The 17,548-nt window shown below is 60.0% G+C and carries 16 protein-coding genes and 4 tRNA genes; 14 read left to right on the top strand and 6 right to left on the bottom strand.

Annotated elements, in window-relative coordinates:
• Positions 1-86: 86 nt before the first annotated feature.
• On the bottom strand, positions 87-629 hold the full coding sequence (locus tag ACKLNA_RS24880; protein ID WP_408987398.1) for a TetR/AcrR family transcriptional regulator: 543 nt from the start codon (positions 627-629) through the stop codon (positions 87-89).
• Positions 630-720: 91 nt separating this feature from the next.
• Between ACKLNA_RS24880 and ACKLNA_RS24875 the strand changes: the two genes are divergently transcribed.
• The 4 genes from ACKLNA_RS24875 to ACKLNA_RS24860 all read left to right on the top strand — a co-directional run bounded on the left by ACKLNA_RS24875 (position 721) and on the right by ACKLNA_RS24860 (position 5,502).
• On the top strand, positions 721-1,908 hold the full coding sequence (locus ACKLNA_RS24875) for an MFS transporter (protein ID WP_408987397.1): 1,188 nt from the start codon (positions 721-723) through the stop codon (positions 1,906-1,908).
• Between the two features lie 52 nt (positions 1,909-1,960).
• A complete protein-coding gene (locus ACKLNA_RS24870; protein WP_248742967.1) occupies positions 1,961-2,272 on the top strand; it encodes a cupin domain-containing protein in 312 nt (103 codons plus the stop codon).
• A 105-nt stretch (positions 2,273-2,377) separates the two neighbouring features.
• On the top strand, positions 2,378-3,529 hold the full coding sequence (locus ACKLNA_RS24865; protein ID WP_408987396.1) for a TDT family transporter: 1,152 nt from the start codon (positions 2,378-2,380) through the stop codon (positions 3,527-3,529).
• A gap of 98 nt (positions 3,530-3,627) precedes the next feature.
• Complete coding sequence (locus tag ACKLNA_RS24860) at positions 3,628-5,502, top strand: MFS transporter (protein ID WP_408987395.1); 1,875 nt, start codon at positions 3,628-3,630, stop codon at positions 5,500-5,502.
• Between the two features lie 45 nt (positions 5,503-5,547).
• On the opposite strand, the gene sugE is transcribed toward ACKLNA_RS24860, so the two are convergent.
• The 3 genes from sugE to rdgC all read right to left on the bottom strand — a co-directional run bounded on the left by sugE (position 5,548) and on the right by rdgC (position 7,935).
• Positions 5,548-5,862 (bottom strand): quaternary ammonium compound efflux SMR transporter SugE, encoded by a 315-nt coding sequence (gene sugE, locus ACKLNA_RS24855; RefSeq protein WP_085682912.1) that lies wholly within the window; start codon positions 5,860-5,862, stop codon positions 5,548-5,550.
• Between the two features lie 112 nt (positions 5,863-5,974).
• Positions 5,975-6,940: a bile acid:sodium symporter family protein gene (locus ACKLNA_RS24850; RefSeq protein WP_408987394.1), complete on the bottom strand. Its 966-nt coding sequence runs from the start codon at positions 6,938-6,940 to the stop codon at positions 5,975-5,977.
• 74 nt (positions 6,941-7,014) lie between these two features.
• Positions 7,015-7,935, bottom strand: a complete 921-nt coding sequence (rdgC, locus tag ACKLNA_RS24845) for a recombination-associated protein RdgC (RefSeq protein WP_007950430.1) — start codon at positions 7,933-7,935, stop codon at positions 7,015-7,017.
• A 159-nt stretch (positions 7,936-8,094) separates the two neighbouring features.
• Here rdgC and ACKLNA_RS24840 point away from each other — a divergent pair.
• From ACKLNA_RS24840 to ACKLNA_RS24825, 4 genes are all read left to right on the top strand, one after another.
• A tRNA-Val gene (locus ACKLNA_RS24840) sits at positions 8,095-8,170 on the top strand.
• Positions 8,171-8,189: 19 nt separating this feature from the next.
• Positions 8,190-8,266, top strand: a tRNA-Asp gene (locus tag ACKLNA_RS24835).
• Positions 8,267-8,456: 190 nt separating this feature from the next.
• Positions 8,457-8,532, top strand: a tRNA-Val gene (locus tag ACKLNA_RS24830).
• A gap of 19 nt (positions 8,533-8,551) precedes the next feature.
• A tRNA-Asp gene (locus ACKLNA_RS24825) sits at positions 8,552-8,628 on the top strand.
• Between the two features lie 147 nt (positions 8,629-8,775).
• Here ACKLNA_RS24825 and ACKLNA_RS24820 read toward each other — a convergent pair.
• Together ACKLNA_RS24820 and ACKLNA_RS24815 are read right to left on the bottom strand one after the other, a co-directional pair.
• On the bottom strand, positions 8,776-9,912 hold the full coding sequence (locus tag ACKLNA_RS24820) for a catalase family protein (protein WP_408987534.1): 1,137 nt from the start codon (positions 9,910-9,912) through the stop codon (positions 8,776-8,778).
• A 26-nt stretch (positions 9,913-9,938) separates the two neighbouring features.
• On the bottom strand, positions 9,939-11,747 hold the full coding sequence (locus tag ACKLNA_RS24815) for a di-heme-cytochrome C peroxidase (RefSeq protein ID WP_408987393.1): 1,809 nt from the start codon (positions 11,745-11,747) through the stop codon (positions 9,939-9,941).
• Between the two features lie 270 nt (positions 11,748-12,017).
• On the opposite strand from ACKLNA_RS24815, the gene ACKLNA_RS24810 reads away from it, so the two are divergent.
• The 6 genes from ACKLNA_RS24810 to ACKLNA_RS24785 all read left to right on the top strand — a co-directional run.
• Positions 12,018-12,734, top strand: a complete 717-nt coding sequence (locus tag ACKLNA_RS24810; protein WP_201227346.1) for an FKBP-type peptidyl-prolyl cis-trans isomerase — start codon at positions 12,018-12,020, stop codon at positions 12,732-12,734.
• A gap of 294 nt (positions 12,735-13,028) precedes the next feature.
• Positions 13,029-13,484, top strand: a complete 456-nt coding sequence (locus ACKLNA_RS24805; RefSeq protein WP_408987392.1) for a YkvA family protein — start codon at positions 13,029-13,031, stop codon at positions 13,482-13,484.
• Between the two features lie 114 nt (positions 13,485-13,598).
• A complete protein-coding gene (locus ACKLNA_RS24800) occupies positions 13,599-13,940 on the top strand; it encodes a multiprotein-bridging factor 1 family protein (protein ID WP_408987391.1) in 342 nt (113 codons plus the stop codon).
• On the top strand, positions 13,937-14,308 hold the full coding sequence (locus ACKLNA_RS24795; protein WP_003223109.1) for a hypothetical protein: 372 nt from the start codon (positions 13,937-13,939) through the stop codon (positions 14,306-14,308). Before ACKLNA_RS24800 ends, ACKLNA_RS24795 begins: the two co-directional genes overlap by 4 nt.
• Positions 14,309-14,716: a sel1 repeat family protein gene (locus ACKLNA_RS24790; RefSeq protein ID WP_408987390.1), complete on the top strand. Its 408-nt coding sequence runs from the start codon at positions 14,309-14,311 to the stop codon at positions 14,714-14,716.
• A gap of 225 nt (positions 14,717-14,941) precedes the next feature.
• Positions 14,942-17,548, top strand: a 2,607-nt coding sequence (locus tag ACKLNA_RS24785; RefSeq protein ID WP_408987389.1) for a DUF6531 domain-containing protein, incomplete at its 3' end; no start/stop codon positions are given.

Raw genomic sequence — 17,548 nt, 5'->3', positions numbered from 1 at the left:
CGCATGTGCGCGGCGGTTAGTCAGTGTCGACCAAGGTCGTGGCGTGGCGGGGTGTCGCAGGCGCAGAACCGGGCGGTTCTGCGTTGTCAGTCCTGACGCAGCGCGATGTCGATCAGCCGGTGCAGTTCTTCGACTTCCAGCGGTGCCACGGCAAACAGAATGCGGAACACTGTCGGCGAAACCACCAGGTTGATCAGGTGATCCACGCTCGGCGGCGATTGATCCGGGAAACGGTCGACAATGGTCTGCAACTGATCGGCGATGATCGCGACGCAGAATCCCGGTGTGGCGCTGGCCTGCACGTCACGCATGACATTGCGCCCCGGCTCGGAACTCATTTCGTCCAGATACTGCTCGGCCCAGGCGCGGATATCACCGCGCAGGCTGCCGGTTTCCAGCGGATCGCTTTCAGGACGCAGGCGGGCGAGGGCGACGTCGGCGAGCAGCGCCGCCAGATCGCCCCAGCGCCGGTAAATGGTCGAGGGCGTGACCCCGGCCCGAGCGGCAATTTGCGGGACGGTCACGGTGGAGCGCTCCTGTTCTTCGAGGAGTGCGCGCACAGCGCCGTGAATCGATTCCTGTACCCGGGCGCTTCGGCCGCCGGGACGGCTACTTTCTTTAATTGGCATGTGCCAGACCTTAACACAAAGAATTTGCTTTAAGCGCAAGTCGGGCGCACACTCCGCAAAAGCAAAAAAATAGCTTTTAAGGAGTGTGCTCATGTCCGGCCTTGCTTCCAACCGTTCCAGCCTGTGGTTTCTGGCGATCACCTTACTCAGTTTTCTCGCCGCATCCACCGCGCCGACGCCGTTGTATCACCTCTATCAGGACCACCTGCATTTCTCGGCAGCGGTGCTGACCCTGATTTTCGGCGTTTACGCGCTGAGTCTGCTGGCCGCGCTGCTGACGGTCGGTTCGCTGTCGGATCACCTGGGACGCAAACCGGTGATTTTCACCGCGGTTGTCCTGAACGCCTTGGCGATGCTGCTGTTTATCTACGCCGACAGTGTCGGCTGGCTGATCGGCGCGCGAGTGCTGCAGGGATTTGCCACCGGCATGGCTACCGCTGTGTTGAGCGCGACGCTGCTGGACACTGACCGTCAACAAGGGCCGCTGATCAACAGTGTGGCGCCGTTGCTTGGCATGGCGCTAGGTTCGATGGGCTGCGGTTTGCTGGTGGAATTCGCGCCTGCACCACTGCAACTGACCTATTGGCTGCTGCTCGTGCTGTTTGTGTTGCAGGGCGTTTATGTCTGGCGCCTGCCGGAAAGCGTTTCGCCACAGGCCGGAGCGTGGGCCTCGCTGCGGCCGACCCTGCATGTGCCGGTTCAGGCTCGTTCCACGCTTTGGCGGGTATTGCCGTTGAACACCGCGACCTGGGCACTCGGCGGCTTCTATGCCTCGCTCGCTCCGTCGCTGGTACGCACGGCGACCGGTTCTACTTCCAATCTGATTGGCGGCGCGACCGTGGCGGCATTGACCGTTACCGGCGCGTTGATGATTTTCACCCTGCGCAATCGTCCTGCTTCCCGGGCGCTGCAACTTGGCGCAAGCCTGTTACCGGCCGGCATCGTGTTGATGCTGCTGGGCGTGCACAGCGCCAGTCTGTCGTTGTTCTTCTTCGGTACGCTGGTCGCCGGGTGTGGATTCGGCTCCGGGTTTCTGGGGGCGGTGCGCAGTCTGGTGCCGCTGGCGTTGCCCCACGAACGGGCCGGGTTGATGTCGGCATTTTATGTGCTGAGTTACCTGGCGTTCTGTCTGCCGGCGCTGCTGGCCGGGCACTTCACCCACAGCCTGGGCCTGCTGGCGACCACCGATGTGTATGGCGCGGTACTGATCGTGCTGGCGGTCGGCGCGCTGTTGATGAGTTTCCGTGCGCAGGCGGCCAAGACCTGCAGCGCGCCATAAACCTGCGGATTCGGTTAGCCTTGGCCAGCCCATTCTTCTCACGGATCGATTCATGAAGATTATCCGCAGCAAGTCCTTCACCGCCGAGCGTGCCTGGGGCGCGCTCGACATCGCCAACATGAACGGCATCACCACGCGCCTGCACTGGACCGATCAGCCGTACAAATGGCACGTCAACGACGGCGAGGAAGTGTTCGTGGTGCTCGACGGTCAGGTGCTTATGCGCTACCGCGAAGAGGGCGAAGAAAAGCAGGTGCAACTCGATGTCGGTGACATCTTCTACGCCTCCGTCGGTACCGAGCATGTTGCCCACCCGCAAGGCGCCGCGCGGATTCTGGTGATCGAGACTGAGGGCAGCGTTTAGGCCTATATCTGCAAAATAGATAACAGTTAGAGAAATTACCCGTTATATAGATATTCGATTCGGTTCTACCATGGACTCAACCTCACCTGAGGACAGGAGTTCATGATGATTTGCCCCAACAGTGCCAAACCCGGTATCAAGCCTTTCAGCCAGCTTCAGCATCCCCGTGAAGTGATCCGCCAATTCACACCGAACTGGTTCGCCGCGACCATGGGTACCGGTGTGCTGGCGTTAGCGCTGGCGCAACTGCCCGTCGCCATCCCGGGACTGCACGCCGTGGCCGAAGGGCTATGGATGTTCAACATTCTGTTGTTCGTGCTGTTTACCGCTGCTTACGCCGCGCGCTGGATTCTGTTTTTCGACGAGGCGCGTCGAATCTTCGGGCACTCCACGGTTTCGATGTTCTTCGGCACCATTCCCATGGGCCTGGCGACCATCATCAACGGTTTTCTGCTGTTCGGTCTGCCGCGCTGGGGCGAGGGTGTCATCCATCTGGCTGAAGTGCTGTGGTGGCTGGACGTGGCGATGTCGCTGGCCTGTGGTGTGCTGATTCCCTACATGATGTTTACCCGACAGGAACACAGCATCGATCAGATGACCGCCGTCTGGCTGTTGCCGGTGGTGGCGGCGGAAGTGGCGGCGGCCAGCGGTGGACTGCTCGCGCCGCATCTGGTCGACGCGCACTCGCAACTGGTGGTGCTGACGACCAGCTACGTGCTCTGGGCGTTTTCTCTACCGGTGGCGTTCAGCATTCTGACCATCCTGCTGTTGCGCATGGCCCTGCACAAACTGCCTCACGAAAACATGGCCGCATCGAGCTGGCTCGCATTGGGGCCGATCGGCACCGGTGCCCTGGGCATGTTGCTGCTGGGCGGCGATGCGCCAGCGATCTTCGCGGCCAACGGCCTGCCGGGGATCGGTGAAATTGCCTCGGGCCTGGGTCTGGTGGCCGGGATCACGCTCTGGGGCTTTGGCTTGTGGTGGATGTTGATGGCGCTGCTGATCACCGTGCGTTACCTGCGCGACGGCATCCCGTTCAACCTCGGCTGGTGGGGTTTTACCTTTCCGCTGGGCGTGTATTCGCTGGCGACCCTGAAACTGGGCAGCACGTTGCACCTGACATTCTTCAGCGTGGCCGGTTGCGTGCTGGTGACGTTGCTGGCGGTGATGTGGCTGATCGTCGGCAAGCGCACATTGCAAGGCGCCTGGCGCGGCGAGCTGTTTGTTTCACCGTGCATTGCAGGTTTGAAGAAATAACCTGAAAAGTTTAGGTAAGGTGTGGCCTGGATCGCGGATCGACATTCCAATAAGCGTATCCAGGCCACTCGTTACCCAACATCAGGGACACACGGAAGATGAGTCACCCCTCACAGTTCAACCTTCTGCGTACCCGGCGCTTTCTGCCGTTCTTCATCACTCAGTCGCTGGGCGCGTTCAACGACAACGTGTTCAAGCAATCGCTGATCCTCGCCATTCTCTATCGGCTGACCATCGAAGGTGACCGCTCGATCTGGGTCAACCTGTGTGCGCTGCTGTTTATTCTGCCGTTCTTTCTGTTTTCGGCGCTGGCCGGACAGTTCGGCGAGAAGTTCGCCAAGGATGCGCTGATCCGTCTGATCAAGCTTGCAGAAATCGCCATCATGGCCGTGGGATCCGTCGGTTTCCTGTTCGATCACCTGTCGCTGATGCTGGTGGCACTGTTTGCCATGGGCACGCACTCGGCGCTGTTCGGGCCGGTGAAGTATTCGATCCTGCCGCAGGCCTTGCACGAGGATGAGCTGGTCGGCGGCAACGGTCTGGTGGAAATGGGCACGTTTCTGGCGATTCTGGCCGGCACCATCGGCGCCGGGGTCATCATGTCCTCGTCGCACTATGCACCGCTGGTGTCGGCCGCGATTGTCGGCATCGCCGTACTCGGTTACCTCGCCAGCCGCAGCATTCCGCGAGCGGCCGCCGCTTCGCCGGAAATGCGCCTGAACTGGAACATTTTCAGCCAGTCCTGGGCCACGCTGAAACTCGGTCTGGGCCAGACGCCGGCGGTGTCGCGCTCGATTGTCGGCAACTCGTGGTTCTGGTTTGTCGGGGCGATTTATCTGACGCAGATCCCGGCTTACGCGAAGGAATGGATGCACGGCGACGAAACCGTGGTGACCCTGATTCTTACGGTGTTTTCGGTCGGCATCGCCGTGGGTTCGATGCTTTGCGAGAAGCTTTCCGGGCGCAAGGTCGAGATCGGTCTGGTGCCTTTCGGCTCGTTCGGCCTGACGGTTTTCGGGCTGTTGCTGTGGTGGCATTCCGGTGGAATCCCGGAGAGTGCCGTTGGCCACAGCTGGATTGAAGTCCTGGGCTTCGGTCACACCTGGGCTGTGCTGGTCGACATCCTCGGCCTCGGCATCTTTGGCGGTTTCTACATCGTGCCTTTATATGCGCTGATCCAGTCACGCACCGCCGAGAACGAGCGGGCGCGGGTGATTGCCGCCAATAACATCCTCAACGCATTGTTCATGGTGATTTCGGCCATCGTCTCCATCGTGTTGCTGAGCGTGGTCAAGCTGTCGATTCCGCAGTTGTTCCTGGCTGTGTCGCTGCTGAACATCGGCGTCAACGCCTACATCTTCAAGATCGTCCCCGAGTTCAGCATGCGTTTCATGATCTGGCTGCTCAGCCATTCCATGTACCGCGTCGAGCATCGCAACCTTGAAGCGATTCCCGATGAGGGCGCGGCGTTGCTGGTGTGCAACCACGTATCGTTCGTCGATGCCTTGCTGATTGGCGGCGCGGTGCGTCGGCCGATTCGCTTTGTCATGTACTACAAGATCTACAACCTGCCGGTGCTGAATTTTATCTTCCGCACGGCGGGGACCATTCCTATCGCCGGACGCCAGGAAGACATCCAGATCTACGAAAAGGCCTTCACCCGGATTGCCCAGTATCTGAAGGACGGTGAACTGGTGTGCATCTTCCCGGAAGGCAAGTTGACCGCCGATGGCGAGATCAACGAGTTCAAGGGCGGGCTGACGCGGATTCTCGAAGAGACACCGGTACCGGTGATTCCGCTCGCGTTGCAGGGGTTGTGGGGGAGTTTCTTCAGTCGCGATCCGAATAAAGGACTGTTTCACCGCTTGTGGTCGCGAGTGACGCTGGTGGCGGGCTCGCCAGTGGCGGTCGAGTCGGCTCAGCCTGCCGAGTTGCAGGCGCTGGTCGGAGAGTTGCGCGGGGCAGTCAGGTAGCTGATGTGGGTGAAGCCGCCATCCCCGAAGGATGGCGGCAATGGCTCAGGCGCTGACCTTGAGCCCGATCAACCCGGTGATGATCAGTGCAACACTGGCCAGCCGAATCAACGCCATCGACTCACCGAACAGAATGATCCCGGCAATCACCGTGCCCACGGCACCGACGCCGGTCCAGATCGCGTAAGCCGTGCCCAGCGGAAGTTCTTTCATCGCCAGGCCCAGCAGGCCAAGACTGACCGCCATGGCGGCGACGGTGAGAACGGTCGGAAGTGGACGGGTGAAGCCATCGGTGTATTTCAGGCCGACGGCCCAGCCGACTTCGAACAGACCGGCGAAAAACAGAATGATCCAGGACATGAAAGACCTCCATCGATTGACGGGGCCGTCCCCGGATTGAAAACTCGATTGAGCCGCAGGGTCGTCCCCGCGTGGCGCACATAGTACCTAATAATGTGCGCCGGGGTTCCGGTCAGTCTGCAGGCTGCTGAGCCAAAGCCTCACGATCTTCCTTCTCGCTCATGCGTCGGAAGTACGTCGAAAGCAGCGCCCCGGAAATGTTGTGCCAGACGCTGAACAGCGCACTCGGCACCGCCGCCAAAGGCGAAAAGTGCGCACTGGCCAGCGCGGCACCCAGCCCCGAGTTCTGCATGCCGACTTCCAGCGCCAGAGATTTTCGCTGAGCCAGCGGCAAACCGAACAGGCGCCCGGTGAAGTAACCCAGCAAATAGCCGAAACTGTTGTGCAGCATCACCACGGCCATGATCAGCAGGCCGGATTCGGCGATTTTCGCCTGACTGGCAGCCACCACTGCGGCGACGATGATCACGATGCTGACCACCGATACCAACGGCAACACTTCCACCGCATGTCGGACCTTTTCACCGAGTACACGTTGCGCCACCACGCCGAGTACGATCGGCAGCAACACCACTTGCAGAATCGACCAGAACAATTCCATGAACGAAACCGGCAACCAGGCCGAGGCCAGCAGCCAGATCAGCGCCGGCGTCAGCAGCGGGGCGAGGAGGGTGGTGACGGCTGCGATGGCTACCGACAGCGCCAGATCGCCCCGAGCCAGCCAGGTCATGACGTTCGAGGACGTGCCGCTCGGGCAGCAACCAACCAGTATCACCCCGACGGCGATTTCCGGCGGCAGGTGGAAAACCTGGCAAAGCAGCCACGCCATTCCCGGCATGATCACGAAATGCGCGACCACGCCCAGCGCCACACGCCATGGGTGGCGGGCGACGGCGGCGAAGTCGTCGAGTTTGAGGGTCAGGCCCATGCCGAACATCACCAGCCCGAGCAGCGGCACGATGGCGCCTTTCAGGTTGAGGAACCACGCCGGTTGCAGAAACGCGACCACGGCGAAAATCAGAACCCAGTAAGCGAAGGTGTTGCCGACAAAACGACTCAGTGCAGCCAGTGCGCGCATGGCCTGTTCCTTATTATGTGAAAACGCCACCGAAGCGGTGGCGTTTGAAGATAACTTAAAGACTGGGCAGAGGCTTAGATTCCCTGCGGCGTCTCTTCACCACCCAGTGCTTCAACCAGCGCCGGCAGGAAGTCGCCGAAGGTCAGCATCATCAGGGTGAAGCTGGCGTCCAGTTGGCCGAGGGCTTCATCGCCGCCGTCCTGTTCCGCCTGATCCTGCAGCAGATCTTCGAATTTCAGGCGTTTGACGGTCATCTTGTCGTCGAGCATGAACGACAGTTTGTCCTGCCAGGCCAGCGACAGTTGAGTCACCACTTTGCCGGTGCTCAGGTGCAGCTGGATTTCTTCGCTGGTCAGGTCCTGACGCTTGCAGCGGACGATGCCACCATCTTCGTGGGTGTCGCGCAGTTCGCATTCGTCCAGGACGAAGAAGTCCGGGGCGGCTTGCTGGGTGGTGACCCATTCGGTCATCACGGCGGTCGGTGCGGTTTTCACGGTCAGCGGGCGAACCGGCAGGGTGCCGATCACTTCGCGCAGGGTGGAGAGCAGGTCTTCGGCGCGTTTCGGGCTGGCCGAGTTGACCAGAATCAGGCCCTGTTTCGGCGCGATGGCAGCGAAAGTCGACGAGCGACGAATAAAGGCGCGCGGCAGGAACGCCTGGATGATTTCATCCTTGATCTGATCGCGTTCCTTCTTATAGACCTTGCGCATCTGCTCGGCTTCGATCTCTTCGACCTTTTCCTTGACCGCGTCACGCACGACGCTGCCTGGCAGGATGCGTTCTTCTTTACGGGCGGAAATCAGCAGGAAGTCACCGCTGACGTGCACCAGTGGCGCATCTTCGCCCTTGCCGAACGGTGCGACGAAACCGTAGGTGGTCAACTCCTGGCTTGCACATGGACGCGCCAGTTTGGTGGCCAGTGCAGTTTCCAGCGCCTCGGCATCGACAGGCAGGTCTTGGGTCAGGCGATAGATAAGCAGGTTCTTGAACCACATGGGGTGAGTCTCTCCTTTATACAAAGGGGGGCATTATTGTCTTCGCCGGGTCATAGGCCAACCCTTCTCTAAGCCTTTGGAAGGCCTGAGAAAATTATTTAAAAAAGTGCTTGCCAGAGGTTGGGTCGCTCCGTAGAATGCGCGCCACACCGAAGCGAAGGGTGATTAGCTCAGCTGGGAGAGCGTCTGCCTTACAAGCAGAATGTCGGCGGTTCGATCCCGTCATCACCCACCATTCGTTTCAAGTGTTTAGCGCAGCGGTAGTTCAGTCGGTTAGAATACCGGCCTGTCACGCCGGGGGTCGCGGGTTCGAGTCCCGTCCGCTGCGCCATATTCGGTAACCTGGAACACTGAACGCCAGGTCACCACGGAAGAACCCGCCAAGGCGGGTTTTTTTCTGCCTCGAGTTGTACATGCGGAATGTGTCGTTTCACCGGTTTTCGGATTTATTTGAAAAATACTTCAATTAAATCAACACTTTACGAAAACTTGTGGCATAATGCGTCCCGTAACGAAGCGAAGGGTGATTAGCTCAGCTGGGAGAGCGTCTGCCTTACAAGCAGAATGTCGGCGGTTCGATCCCGTCATCACCCACCATTCGTTTCAAGCGTTTCGCGCAGCGGTAGTTCAGTCGGTTAGAATACCGGCCTGTCACGCCGGGGGTCGCGGGTTCGAGTCCCGTCCGCTGCGCCATATTCGGTAACCTGGAACACTGAACGCCAGGTCACCACGGAAAGCCCGCCAAGTGCGGGCTTTTTGCTGTCTGGCGATTGGCTTTTTGCTCGTCCGGGCATGAAAAAAAAGCGACCTGCGGGTCGCTTTTTTCGTTTCTGCGGTTTGTTACTGGCTGGCGTTGCGGCTATGCCGGTAATCACTCACTGCTTCATACACCGCTTTGCGCAGGCGGTTGATTCCGCCAATCGGGCGATGGGTGTCGATTCCGAACCAGGGGTTGAACGACAGGTTGTCGCATTGCAGGTTCAGGGCCGGGGTGTCGAAGTCCTGCGGGGGCAGGGTGATTTTGGCTACGGTCTGAAATGGACTGTCCTGTTCGCGCCACTCGATGCTTGTGTCTTCGATCGGCATGTACTTGTTCGCGTCCTGGCGCTGGATCTGCAACACAAAACACGCAGGCACCCGATCCGTGGACAGTTGCTGATTCAACGCACTGCGCAGAAAGTTCGGCAGATCCTGGTTTTGCTTCGGCAGCGTGTAGGCCGGGCAGTTGTCCGGATCCGGCATCACCCGAAATTTCGCATTGGCCTCACCGAACTTGTAGGGCGAAACCGAAAAGTAGGTCGTACGCGTCGGGCTTTCTGGTGGTGGAGAAAGCGTTGCCAACGCAATGAACAAATGCCTGATCTGCCAGTTTCGCGGGTCCCAGCCCGGAAAGAACGCCATGACCTTCTTGCCATCAGCCTGCGCTGCCACATTCTGACGATATTCAGCGACATCGCTGACAAAGAAATTCGGATGGCTGAACATCACGAAATCCTGCTCGTGCAGGCCCTGACGATCACCCAGCAACTGCTTGCCCTGCACATCGAGCAATTTGATCGCCATGCCCCGGGCATCGCGGATGCTGTCGAACTGCGGATAGGCGTTGCCGTTGGACAGGCGCATCGTCGCCTGCCAGATCTTGCCCGGCTCGCTGAACACACCGCGCCGCAGATCCTGAGGCAGATCCGGTAGTACTTGCACATCGGCCTTCACACAACCGTGGGCCTTGGCATGGGCGTCGCGCAGAAAACGCGTGCTTTCCCGGTGCTGATCGACAATTCGCACAGCGGTCTGGATAACGTCCTGCGTCATGGCCGCTTCGCCGTCCGGAATCTGCTCCCGTGCCGATACCGGTCCCCGGTGCTGCCAGGCAAACCAGGCGGTCGCCAAAGCCCAGCTGATCAGGCCGATCACCAGCAAGAACAGCAGGGTTTTGCCCAGCAACCGCCCCAGCCACAACCAGAAACGCGCCAGCATCGATGGCTTCTTGAACGAATTGAAGATCATGGCAATTGCGCCTCCAGTGGGCCGCCCAGCACTTTCAGATATTCCAGCAGCGCCCAGCGCTCCTCTGGTTGCAGCAACCGCCCGATGACCCCGTTACCACGCTCGCCAGCGCGGAATTCATGGCCACTGTTGTGGTTGCCGGTGATGCGCGTGTCGAACAGGAACGCGTTGGTAAAGGCTTCGGTGCGATAACCCAGATGCCGAGGGTCGTATTCCAGAGTGCCTTTGTAGAACGTGGTGGAGCGTTCATCCTGCGGCGACAGCAGTTGATACAGGCTCGGCACCGAGCCGTTGTGCAGGAATGGCGGGGTGGCCCACACACCGGCGAGCGGGCGAGCCTTATAGGCGATTTTCTCGCGTACGCCGATGGGCAGACCGAAACCGTCGAGTTTTGGTTTTTCCTCCGCTGTGACGCCCGCTTCACGATAAGCGCGGTTTTCAACGAATGCCGTCACGTAAGCCAGACCTTTGGCCACGGATAACTGGCTGAGGTCGAGCGGTTCTTTGGGCGTGGGGTGTAACTTCACGTCCATTTGCTCCAACTCTGCCGGATTCCATTGCAGGGCTGTGAGGTCGAAACGGTGGTTGGCGATGTTGTTGGCCGCGTTCGGATCGGTACCGATGACATCCACCGGCAGCATGTGCAGATGCTGGACCCAGCGTTCAGCTTCTTGCGTCACCCGAGGGACATGGCAGCCGGCACAGTTTTCGGCAAACAGGGCTCGCCCCTTGGCCGCCAGTGGCTTGTCGACTGTTCCGAACAGTTCTTCCGGCCAGGCGGGCGGCTGTAGTTTTTGCAGGGTTTCTTCGATCTTGTGCAGATCGCGCACGCGCACGCTCGAGGCGTAACGTTCATCACCCTGCAGCGGCTGGCCGTTGGCATCGAAGAAATTCAAGGTCGCGCCAACCCCCAGCGCCTCGCCGATGTTGCGAGCCATCGGTTGCTGCGCCGAGCCGTTCCATTGCACCCAGTCAAAGGTCCACATGTCCCACAGTTGCGGGTAATCCACGGGAGCGTTGGCCACGCGGTAATTGCTCGGGGAAATCGCGTCGCCGAAGGTCGCGTTGGCGATCCGTCCGAATGCATCGGTTCGGCCAGGACCTTCCTCGGTGGGATAGAGGCCGCGATGGGTGTCGTTCCACGCCACTTTCAGGAATGTGTTCAGCGAGCCTTTGAAGTCTTTGCGCAGTTGTTCGTGGTGCGCGTCGTAATCGTTGCCCAATACGTTTCGGGCGAAGCGTTCGAATTTCCACGGGTTGTAGTAAGTGGAAGCCAGACTGGCAACCAGGGCCTGCCCGAAACTGCCTCCGCGCAATGTAGGAACGCTGGAAGGCAATACGTGCTGCGCCGAGCCGCCGTCGATGCGCACGGCCTGGCCATTGAGATGCAGTTCACCGGTGTGGCAGGCCGCGCAGGTGATGTCCAGATATTGCTCGGAACTGCCCGGATTCTGATGCCGGGTGAAACCCACTGGCAGATTCCCCGGGTTGTTCGGCGTGGCTTTTTGTTGCGGATCAATCAGAAAACCGAAGCGTGCGAGGTATTCCGGGGACGCGAAACGTTGCTGCGAGAACGGCAGCTCCAGAGCCTGGAACCACTCATAACGCAGGCCTTTGACCTGAGTGCCTTGCGGCGTGAAGTAATAGGTCTGGCGCTCTTGCTCAGTCCACTGGTTCAGGTAATGCACCTGTTTTGCAGGCGCGGGGAAGGGCAATTTGGGATTGGCGACATAGTAGAGAACCACCGCCAGGACCAGTCCCAGCAGTACCACGATCAGCATCAGTACACGGAATAAGAGGCGCAAGATGAACATCCTTGTCGAGTTGTTGCGCTGTTATGCCTGAGCCGGGTCGTGTGCGGCAAGTGGCCATTACGCCAAGTGTTGTGGGAAGGGGTATCGGTCACTGTCAGGGCAAGATGACAGAAGCTTCATCATGGCTTTGCCCAAATGCTTTTTAATCCCTGAACTTATCGGAAGATTCCTGCTCTCATGCCGGTAGCCATTGGTCGTGGCGGCCTGATAAGCTCGCGGCTTTACTCGATTGCCCTTTCGGCGCATGAACAAGGAAATAGCATGAAACAGCATCGGTTGGCGGCGGCGGTTGCCCTGGTTAGCCTGGTACTCGCGGGTTGTGACTCGCAGACCAGCGTAGAGCTGAAAACCCCGGCGCAAAAAGCTTCCTACGGTATCGGCCTGAACATGGGCAAGAGCCTTGCTCAGGAAGGCATGGATGATCTGGACTCCAAAGCGGTAGCCCAGGGCATCGAAGATGCCGTCGGCAAGAAAGAACAGAAGCTGAAAGATGAAGATCTGGTCGAAGCCTTCGCTGCACTGCAAAAGCGTGCCGAAGAGCGCATGGCCAAGATGAGTGAAGAGTCGGCAGCCGCCGGCAAGAAATTCCTCGAAGAAAACGGCAAGAAAGCTGGCGTGACTACCACCGCTTCCGGTCTGCAGTACGAAGTGGTCAAGAAAGCCGACGGCCCACAGCCTAAGCCTACCGACGTAGTGACCGTTCACTACACCGGCAAGCTGACCAACGGCACCGTATTCGACAGCTCCGTCGAGCGCGGCAGCCCGATCGATCTGCCGGTCAGCGGTGTGATCCCGGGTTGGGTCGAAGGCCTGCAACTGATGCACGTTGGCGAGAAGTACAAGCTGTACATCCCTAGCGATCTGGCTTACGGCGCCCAATCGCCAAGCCCGGCGATTCCGGCCAACTCGGTTCTGGTCTTCGACCTGGAACTGCTGGCCATCAAGGATCCAGCCAAGGAAGACGCCGCAGCCAAGTAATTGGCCCCGGTTTCGACAACAACGCCTCGCTAATGCGGGGCGTTGTTGCATCTGGTCGGCGCCCGGCGTAAACAGAGCGAACCGACAGGCGCCACGACAGTCCTAGACTTTGTAGCTGCCCGCGCTAGACGCCCTGAGCCGCCAAGTCAATGAAATATTGGGGTTTTTTATGTGAGTAAAAAACGCCCGATCTGAGCGCAGCCCTTATGAACCGGGGCTCTCAGCGTTGAAATGCAGCTCTGTTCACAAGGTTATCCACAATTTGTGTGGATAACATTTCAACGGGAGAAATAGATGAAAACTCCATGGGATTTCGCCCGGTTCCTGCCATTGGCCGGACGACTCCTGGCCCGTGGCCGTTTGCCGACGCTGCTGTTTGCCGTGGCCAGCAAAGGCGCCGCCCAGGGCAATCGTCTCGGCAAGCTGAAGGATGATCTGCGCCTGCTCCAGGCGCTGTGTCTGGCGTACTGGCGTGGCGAGTATCGCGCGATCAGTCCCAAGGCCATTGTTTCGGTCGTTGCGGCCCTGATGTACTTCCTCAGTCCGGTGGATGCGATCCCGGATTTCATTCCCGTTTTCGGCATGCTCGATGACATTGCGGTTCTTGCCTGGGTCATGAAAACCCTCGACGACGAGCTCAGTGCGTTCCGTTTGTGGCGTCAACGGCAGGCGCCGGAAAAGCTCAGGGTTGTCGAGCGATTGCCCGATACACCCGAACAACTTCAGCTTCAGGGTCCGAAAAAGTCCTGAATCGCGACAGCCTCTTATACAGATAGATACCCCCCACGACCTTGGCCGCTGCTAGGATTACACTTCTAGGGAAAAGTGCCGACTCGCTAAGTGTTGTTGTCCTACGGGGTAGTCATGGATATTCAGATAATTGCACGCGATGGCGAACCCGAATATGCGGTTCTGCCATGGGCTCAGTATCAGGCTCTACTGAAAGCAGCAGGCATTAACGAAGCATCGTCGCAACCGGCTCCAGCGCCGCTTGCGGCCACACCGGACCCGATTCTTCCAGGTCTGGATCAATTACGCAGTTTGCGCGAAGGGAAGGGCATCGCCATTGAGGCGCTCGCCCGCACGGTAGGCATCAGCCCGTCTTACCTGGCCATGATCGAAAGCGGTGAGCGTCTGCCCGACGCTGCGATTCGCCGCAGCCTGGCCTGGGAGTTGACGGTGCCAGGGTGGAGGGAACAATCGTGAGCGTACGCATCAGTCGTCAACATTGGGACGGATTGCTGGGGGAGCTGGACCAGGCGCGCAGGCAGCGCCATCTTCTGACCTATCGAGCCTTGCTCGAACGTCTGCAATTGCCGACTCCGGCGATGCAGACCCTGACCGCTGCACTGGAGCATCTGGCTGCGCTGGACGCGAAAGCCGAACAACCGTTGCGCAGTTCGCTGGTCATCAGCCAGGGCGCCAGTCGCCTGCCACGCACCGGTTTCTTTGAATGTGTCGAGCGTCTGGGGCGTTTTTCCGGGCCGTCCGATGGTGTTGCCGCCGCCTCATGGCATGCCTCGGAAGTGGTGCGTGTCTTTGAGTACGAGTACCCGGAATCGGCGGAGGCCTGAGTGTTTTTACGACTCAAGGCGCGGGCAAGTTACTGGCTCGCCCGTAGGCTGTTTCACTGGGCTTGGTTTGTCCGTCAGCCCCGAGGCTGGCGTTGGCTCGAAGGGCAATTTGCGCGAATGGCCAACCTGGGCGATGTCGGCGCGCAAAGCTTTTACGGGCACATCCTGACGTTTCGCGGCGTGGGCCTGGGGGCGCGTGAGGAGGGCGTCCGGTTGCTGCGGCTGGCGGCGCTGGCCGGGGATGGCAAGGCTGCGTATCAGGTCGGTGTCATCAGTCTTGCCGGTACGCCGAGCAAGGCTCCGGACCCTTCGGAAGCTGCTCGCTGGTGGACCATGGCCGCCAAGGCAGGACATCCATTGGCCGAGCTCAAATTGAAGGAGCTGGCCGGCCCGGACTGTTCTTCGTAAATAAGTCATCTGTTCCGTGAGCGGGGCGTGAGGGAAACCTCCCGCCCCGTTTTTGCATCTGCGATTCGATAAAGATCAGTTACAGACTTATCCTACATCCTCCGCCTACTCGCCTGACTTCTTTTCTGTTTGATCCCCCGCAAAGTCCTTCGCCTGATTTTTGCGCGAGGGAACGCCCATGTTCGACCCGGTTTTTCATTTCGTCATGCGCATGGGAATGCGTTGATGGAAGCCGTCACCCGCATCGAGCAAGCGCTCGACAGCTTTCCCCGTACCCTCAATCTCTATCGCGAACAGCTCAGGCATTGGCTCAGTCGCTCGGCAGACAGCATCAGCCATGCAGCCGATCTGCCGTCGCTGATGGGGATGGAGCGGATCATCCGTTTCGGCGAACACAGCACGGCGGTCGCCATTGACGACAAACGTTTCTCTTCGGCCGTCGTGCAATGCCCGGAAACCGGGCGGATGGAGATCGAGAGCAAGTTCGAGTCGGTGTACGACATTCCATTGGGCGACATCGCTGTCGATGTGGTGGCGGTGGATAGCGGCGAGGTCAAGTCCGTCACGCTCGATGCTCAGGGCAAGGGTTTGTTCGCCGGTGAGCCGGGCAAGTTCTATCGGGTGGTGGTGCACGGCGGCGCCAGCGAGCAACAGGTTGATGAGCTTTTCGAGTCCTACGATGGCCTGACTCGGCAACTGGACAGTTGGCTGCGCAGCGAGTGGCAGGGCTTCAAGCCGCAGTGGTCGCAGTCGGTGGCCACTGCTGCCGGCAACGGAATGCTGGCCGGGAGCTGGGCGGCGATCGAGGGGGTGTGGGACAGCATCGGGTTGTTGTCGGAGATTCTCAAGGATCCTCTTCAGTTTGCTGACCGGCTGGGAGACAGCGCGACGGCGTTGGCCGATTTCGCGCAGTCGATGCCGGAGAAAATGGAGCAGCTTCAACTGCTCGTCAGTGACGAGGCGGCGCTGTGTTTGTTGCTGCGGACTGCCAGCCTCTGGCTGGAGATGCTGCCACCCAGTGAAATTGCCGGGAAAACCGCCGAGGCATTATCGATGGTGGTAGTGCAACTGCTAATCGATGTGTTGATCGGCGTTGTGCTGACCTTCGTTGGTGCCGGGGCGGGGATTGCGTATCTGACCTTGCGCCTGGTGGATCGTGGCGCTCAGTTGTTGTCGGCGGTGACGCGTCTGATGAAGGCGATGTTCGGCATCGTCAGCACCTTCATCGGCTACGTGAACCAATACAAATCCGTTGCCGCACGGGGCATCGCCGCCGGGGTGAAAAAGGGCCGCATGCAATTGCGTTGGGATGCCAAACGCAACGCTTCCCTGAAAAAAGACGAGCATCACGACGACAAGCCTGATCAGGCGAAGAACCCCAACGGCGACAGCGCCGATTGCGTCCCCCGCACCTGCACCAACGGTTGCCCGGTGTCGATGGTCACCGGCGAAGAGCTGCTGACCCTGACCGATGGCGTGCTCGATGGGTTGTTGCCGTTCGAGTTCAGCCGGTTGTATCGCACCAGTGCGGTTGAGATCGATGTCGGGTTGGGGTTTGGCTGGAGTCATTCGCTGGCGCATCGGCTGGAGGTCGAGGGCGATGACGTGGTCTGGGTTGACCATGAGAACCGGCGGACGCGGTTTCCGCTGCCGAGTGTCGAGCGGCCGGCGATTCACAACAGCCTGTCGCGGGCGGCGATCTTTCTCGGGGATGAGCCGGAGGAGTTGATCCTCGCTTTGGCGGGTGAGGCGGCGCGGTTTTATCACTTTCGGGCTGGGCGTCTGACGGTTGTCAGCGATGCCTACGGCAATCGGCTGCGTATTACCCGGGATCGTCTGGATCGCATTGAGCGCCTCGACAACGGGGCCGGTCGTTCGCTGCTGCTGCGTTATGAGCGGGCGCATCTGGTGGCCGTGGACTATCAAGTCTGGCGCGAAGCTGCCTGGCGCACCGAGCAGACGCTGGTCAGCTACCGCTTTGATGCCCGTCATCGACTGATCGAGGCGACCAACGCGGTTGGCGAGAGCGAGCGTTACGACTACGACGATGCCCACGTCATCCTGCAGCGGCAGTTAACGGGCGGCGCGAGCTTCTTCTGGGAGTGGGAGCGTGCCGGCAAGGCGGCACGTTGCGTGCGGCACTGGGCGTCGTTTTCGCAGATGGACACGCGTTACGTCTGGGATGACGCCGGCAGCGTTCGGGTGCAGTACGTCGATGGCCGTGAAGAGGTTTACGTCCACGACGATACGGCGCGGCTGGTACGCCAGGTGGCCGCCGACGGTGGAGAGCAGCTCAAGGCCTACGACGCGCAGGGCCGCTTGGTCGCCGAGCAGGATGCGCTGGGGGCGGTCACCGAATACCGCTATGACGATGTCGGACGGCTGATCGCGCTGATTCCGCCGGACGATGCGCCGACGTCCTACGAATACCGCAATGGTTTCCTGCACCGCCGTAGTCGGGGCGACGCGGAGTGGACCTACCGGCGCAACGCTCAGGGCGATGTCACCGAGGCGGTCGATCCGGATGGTCATGTCACCCATTACCACTACGACCTGCAGGGGCGGTTGCGGTCGATCCGTTATCCGGACAGTGGCCGGCATGTGTTCGTGTGGAACGACCTCGGACAGTTGGTCGAGGAAAGCCTGCCGGATGGCGGGGTTCGAAAGTTTTCCTACGATGCGTTGGGGCGGCGGACGACTGTTCAGGACGAGCACGGTGCGGTCACTCACCACGCCTGCGACGCCGTTGGCCGGCTGATCCAGACCACCTCGCCAAATGGCGCCACCCGTGCCTGGTCCTACAGCGCCTACGGCCAGATCACCGCCGAACGC

The sequence above is a fragment of the Pseudomonas sp. UV AK001 genome (assembly GCF_046097675.1).
In the GTDB taxonomy this organism is placed as follows: domain Bacteria; phylum Pseudomonadota; class Gammaproteobacteria; order Pseudomonadales; family Pseudomonadaceae; genus Aquipseudomonas; species Aquipseudomonas kribbensis.
Note: the sequence above shows the minus strand (reverse complement) of the source record. Positions and strands in the feature narration are given on the sequence as shown.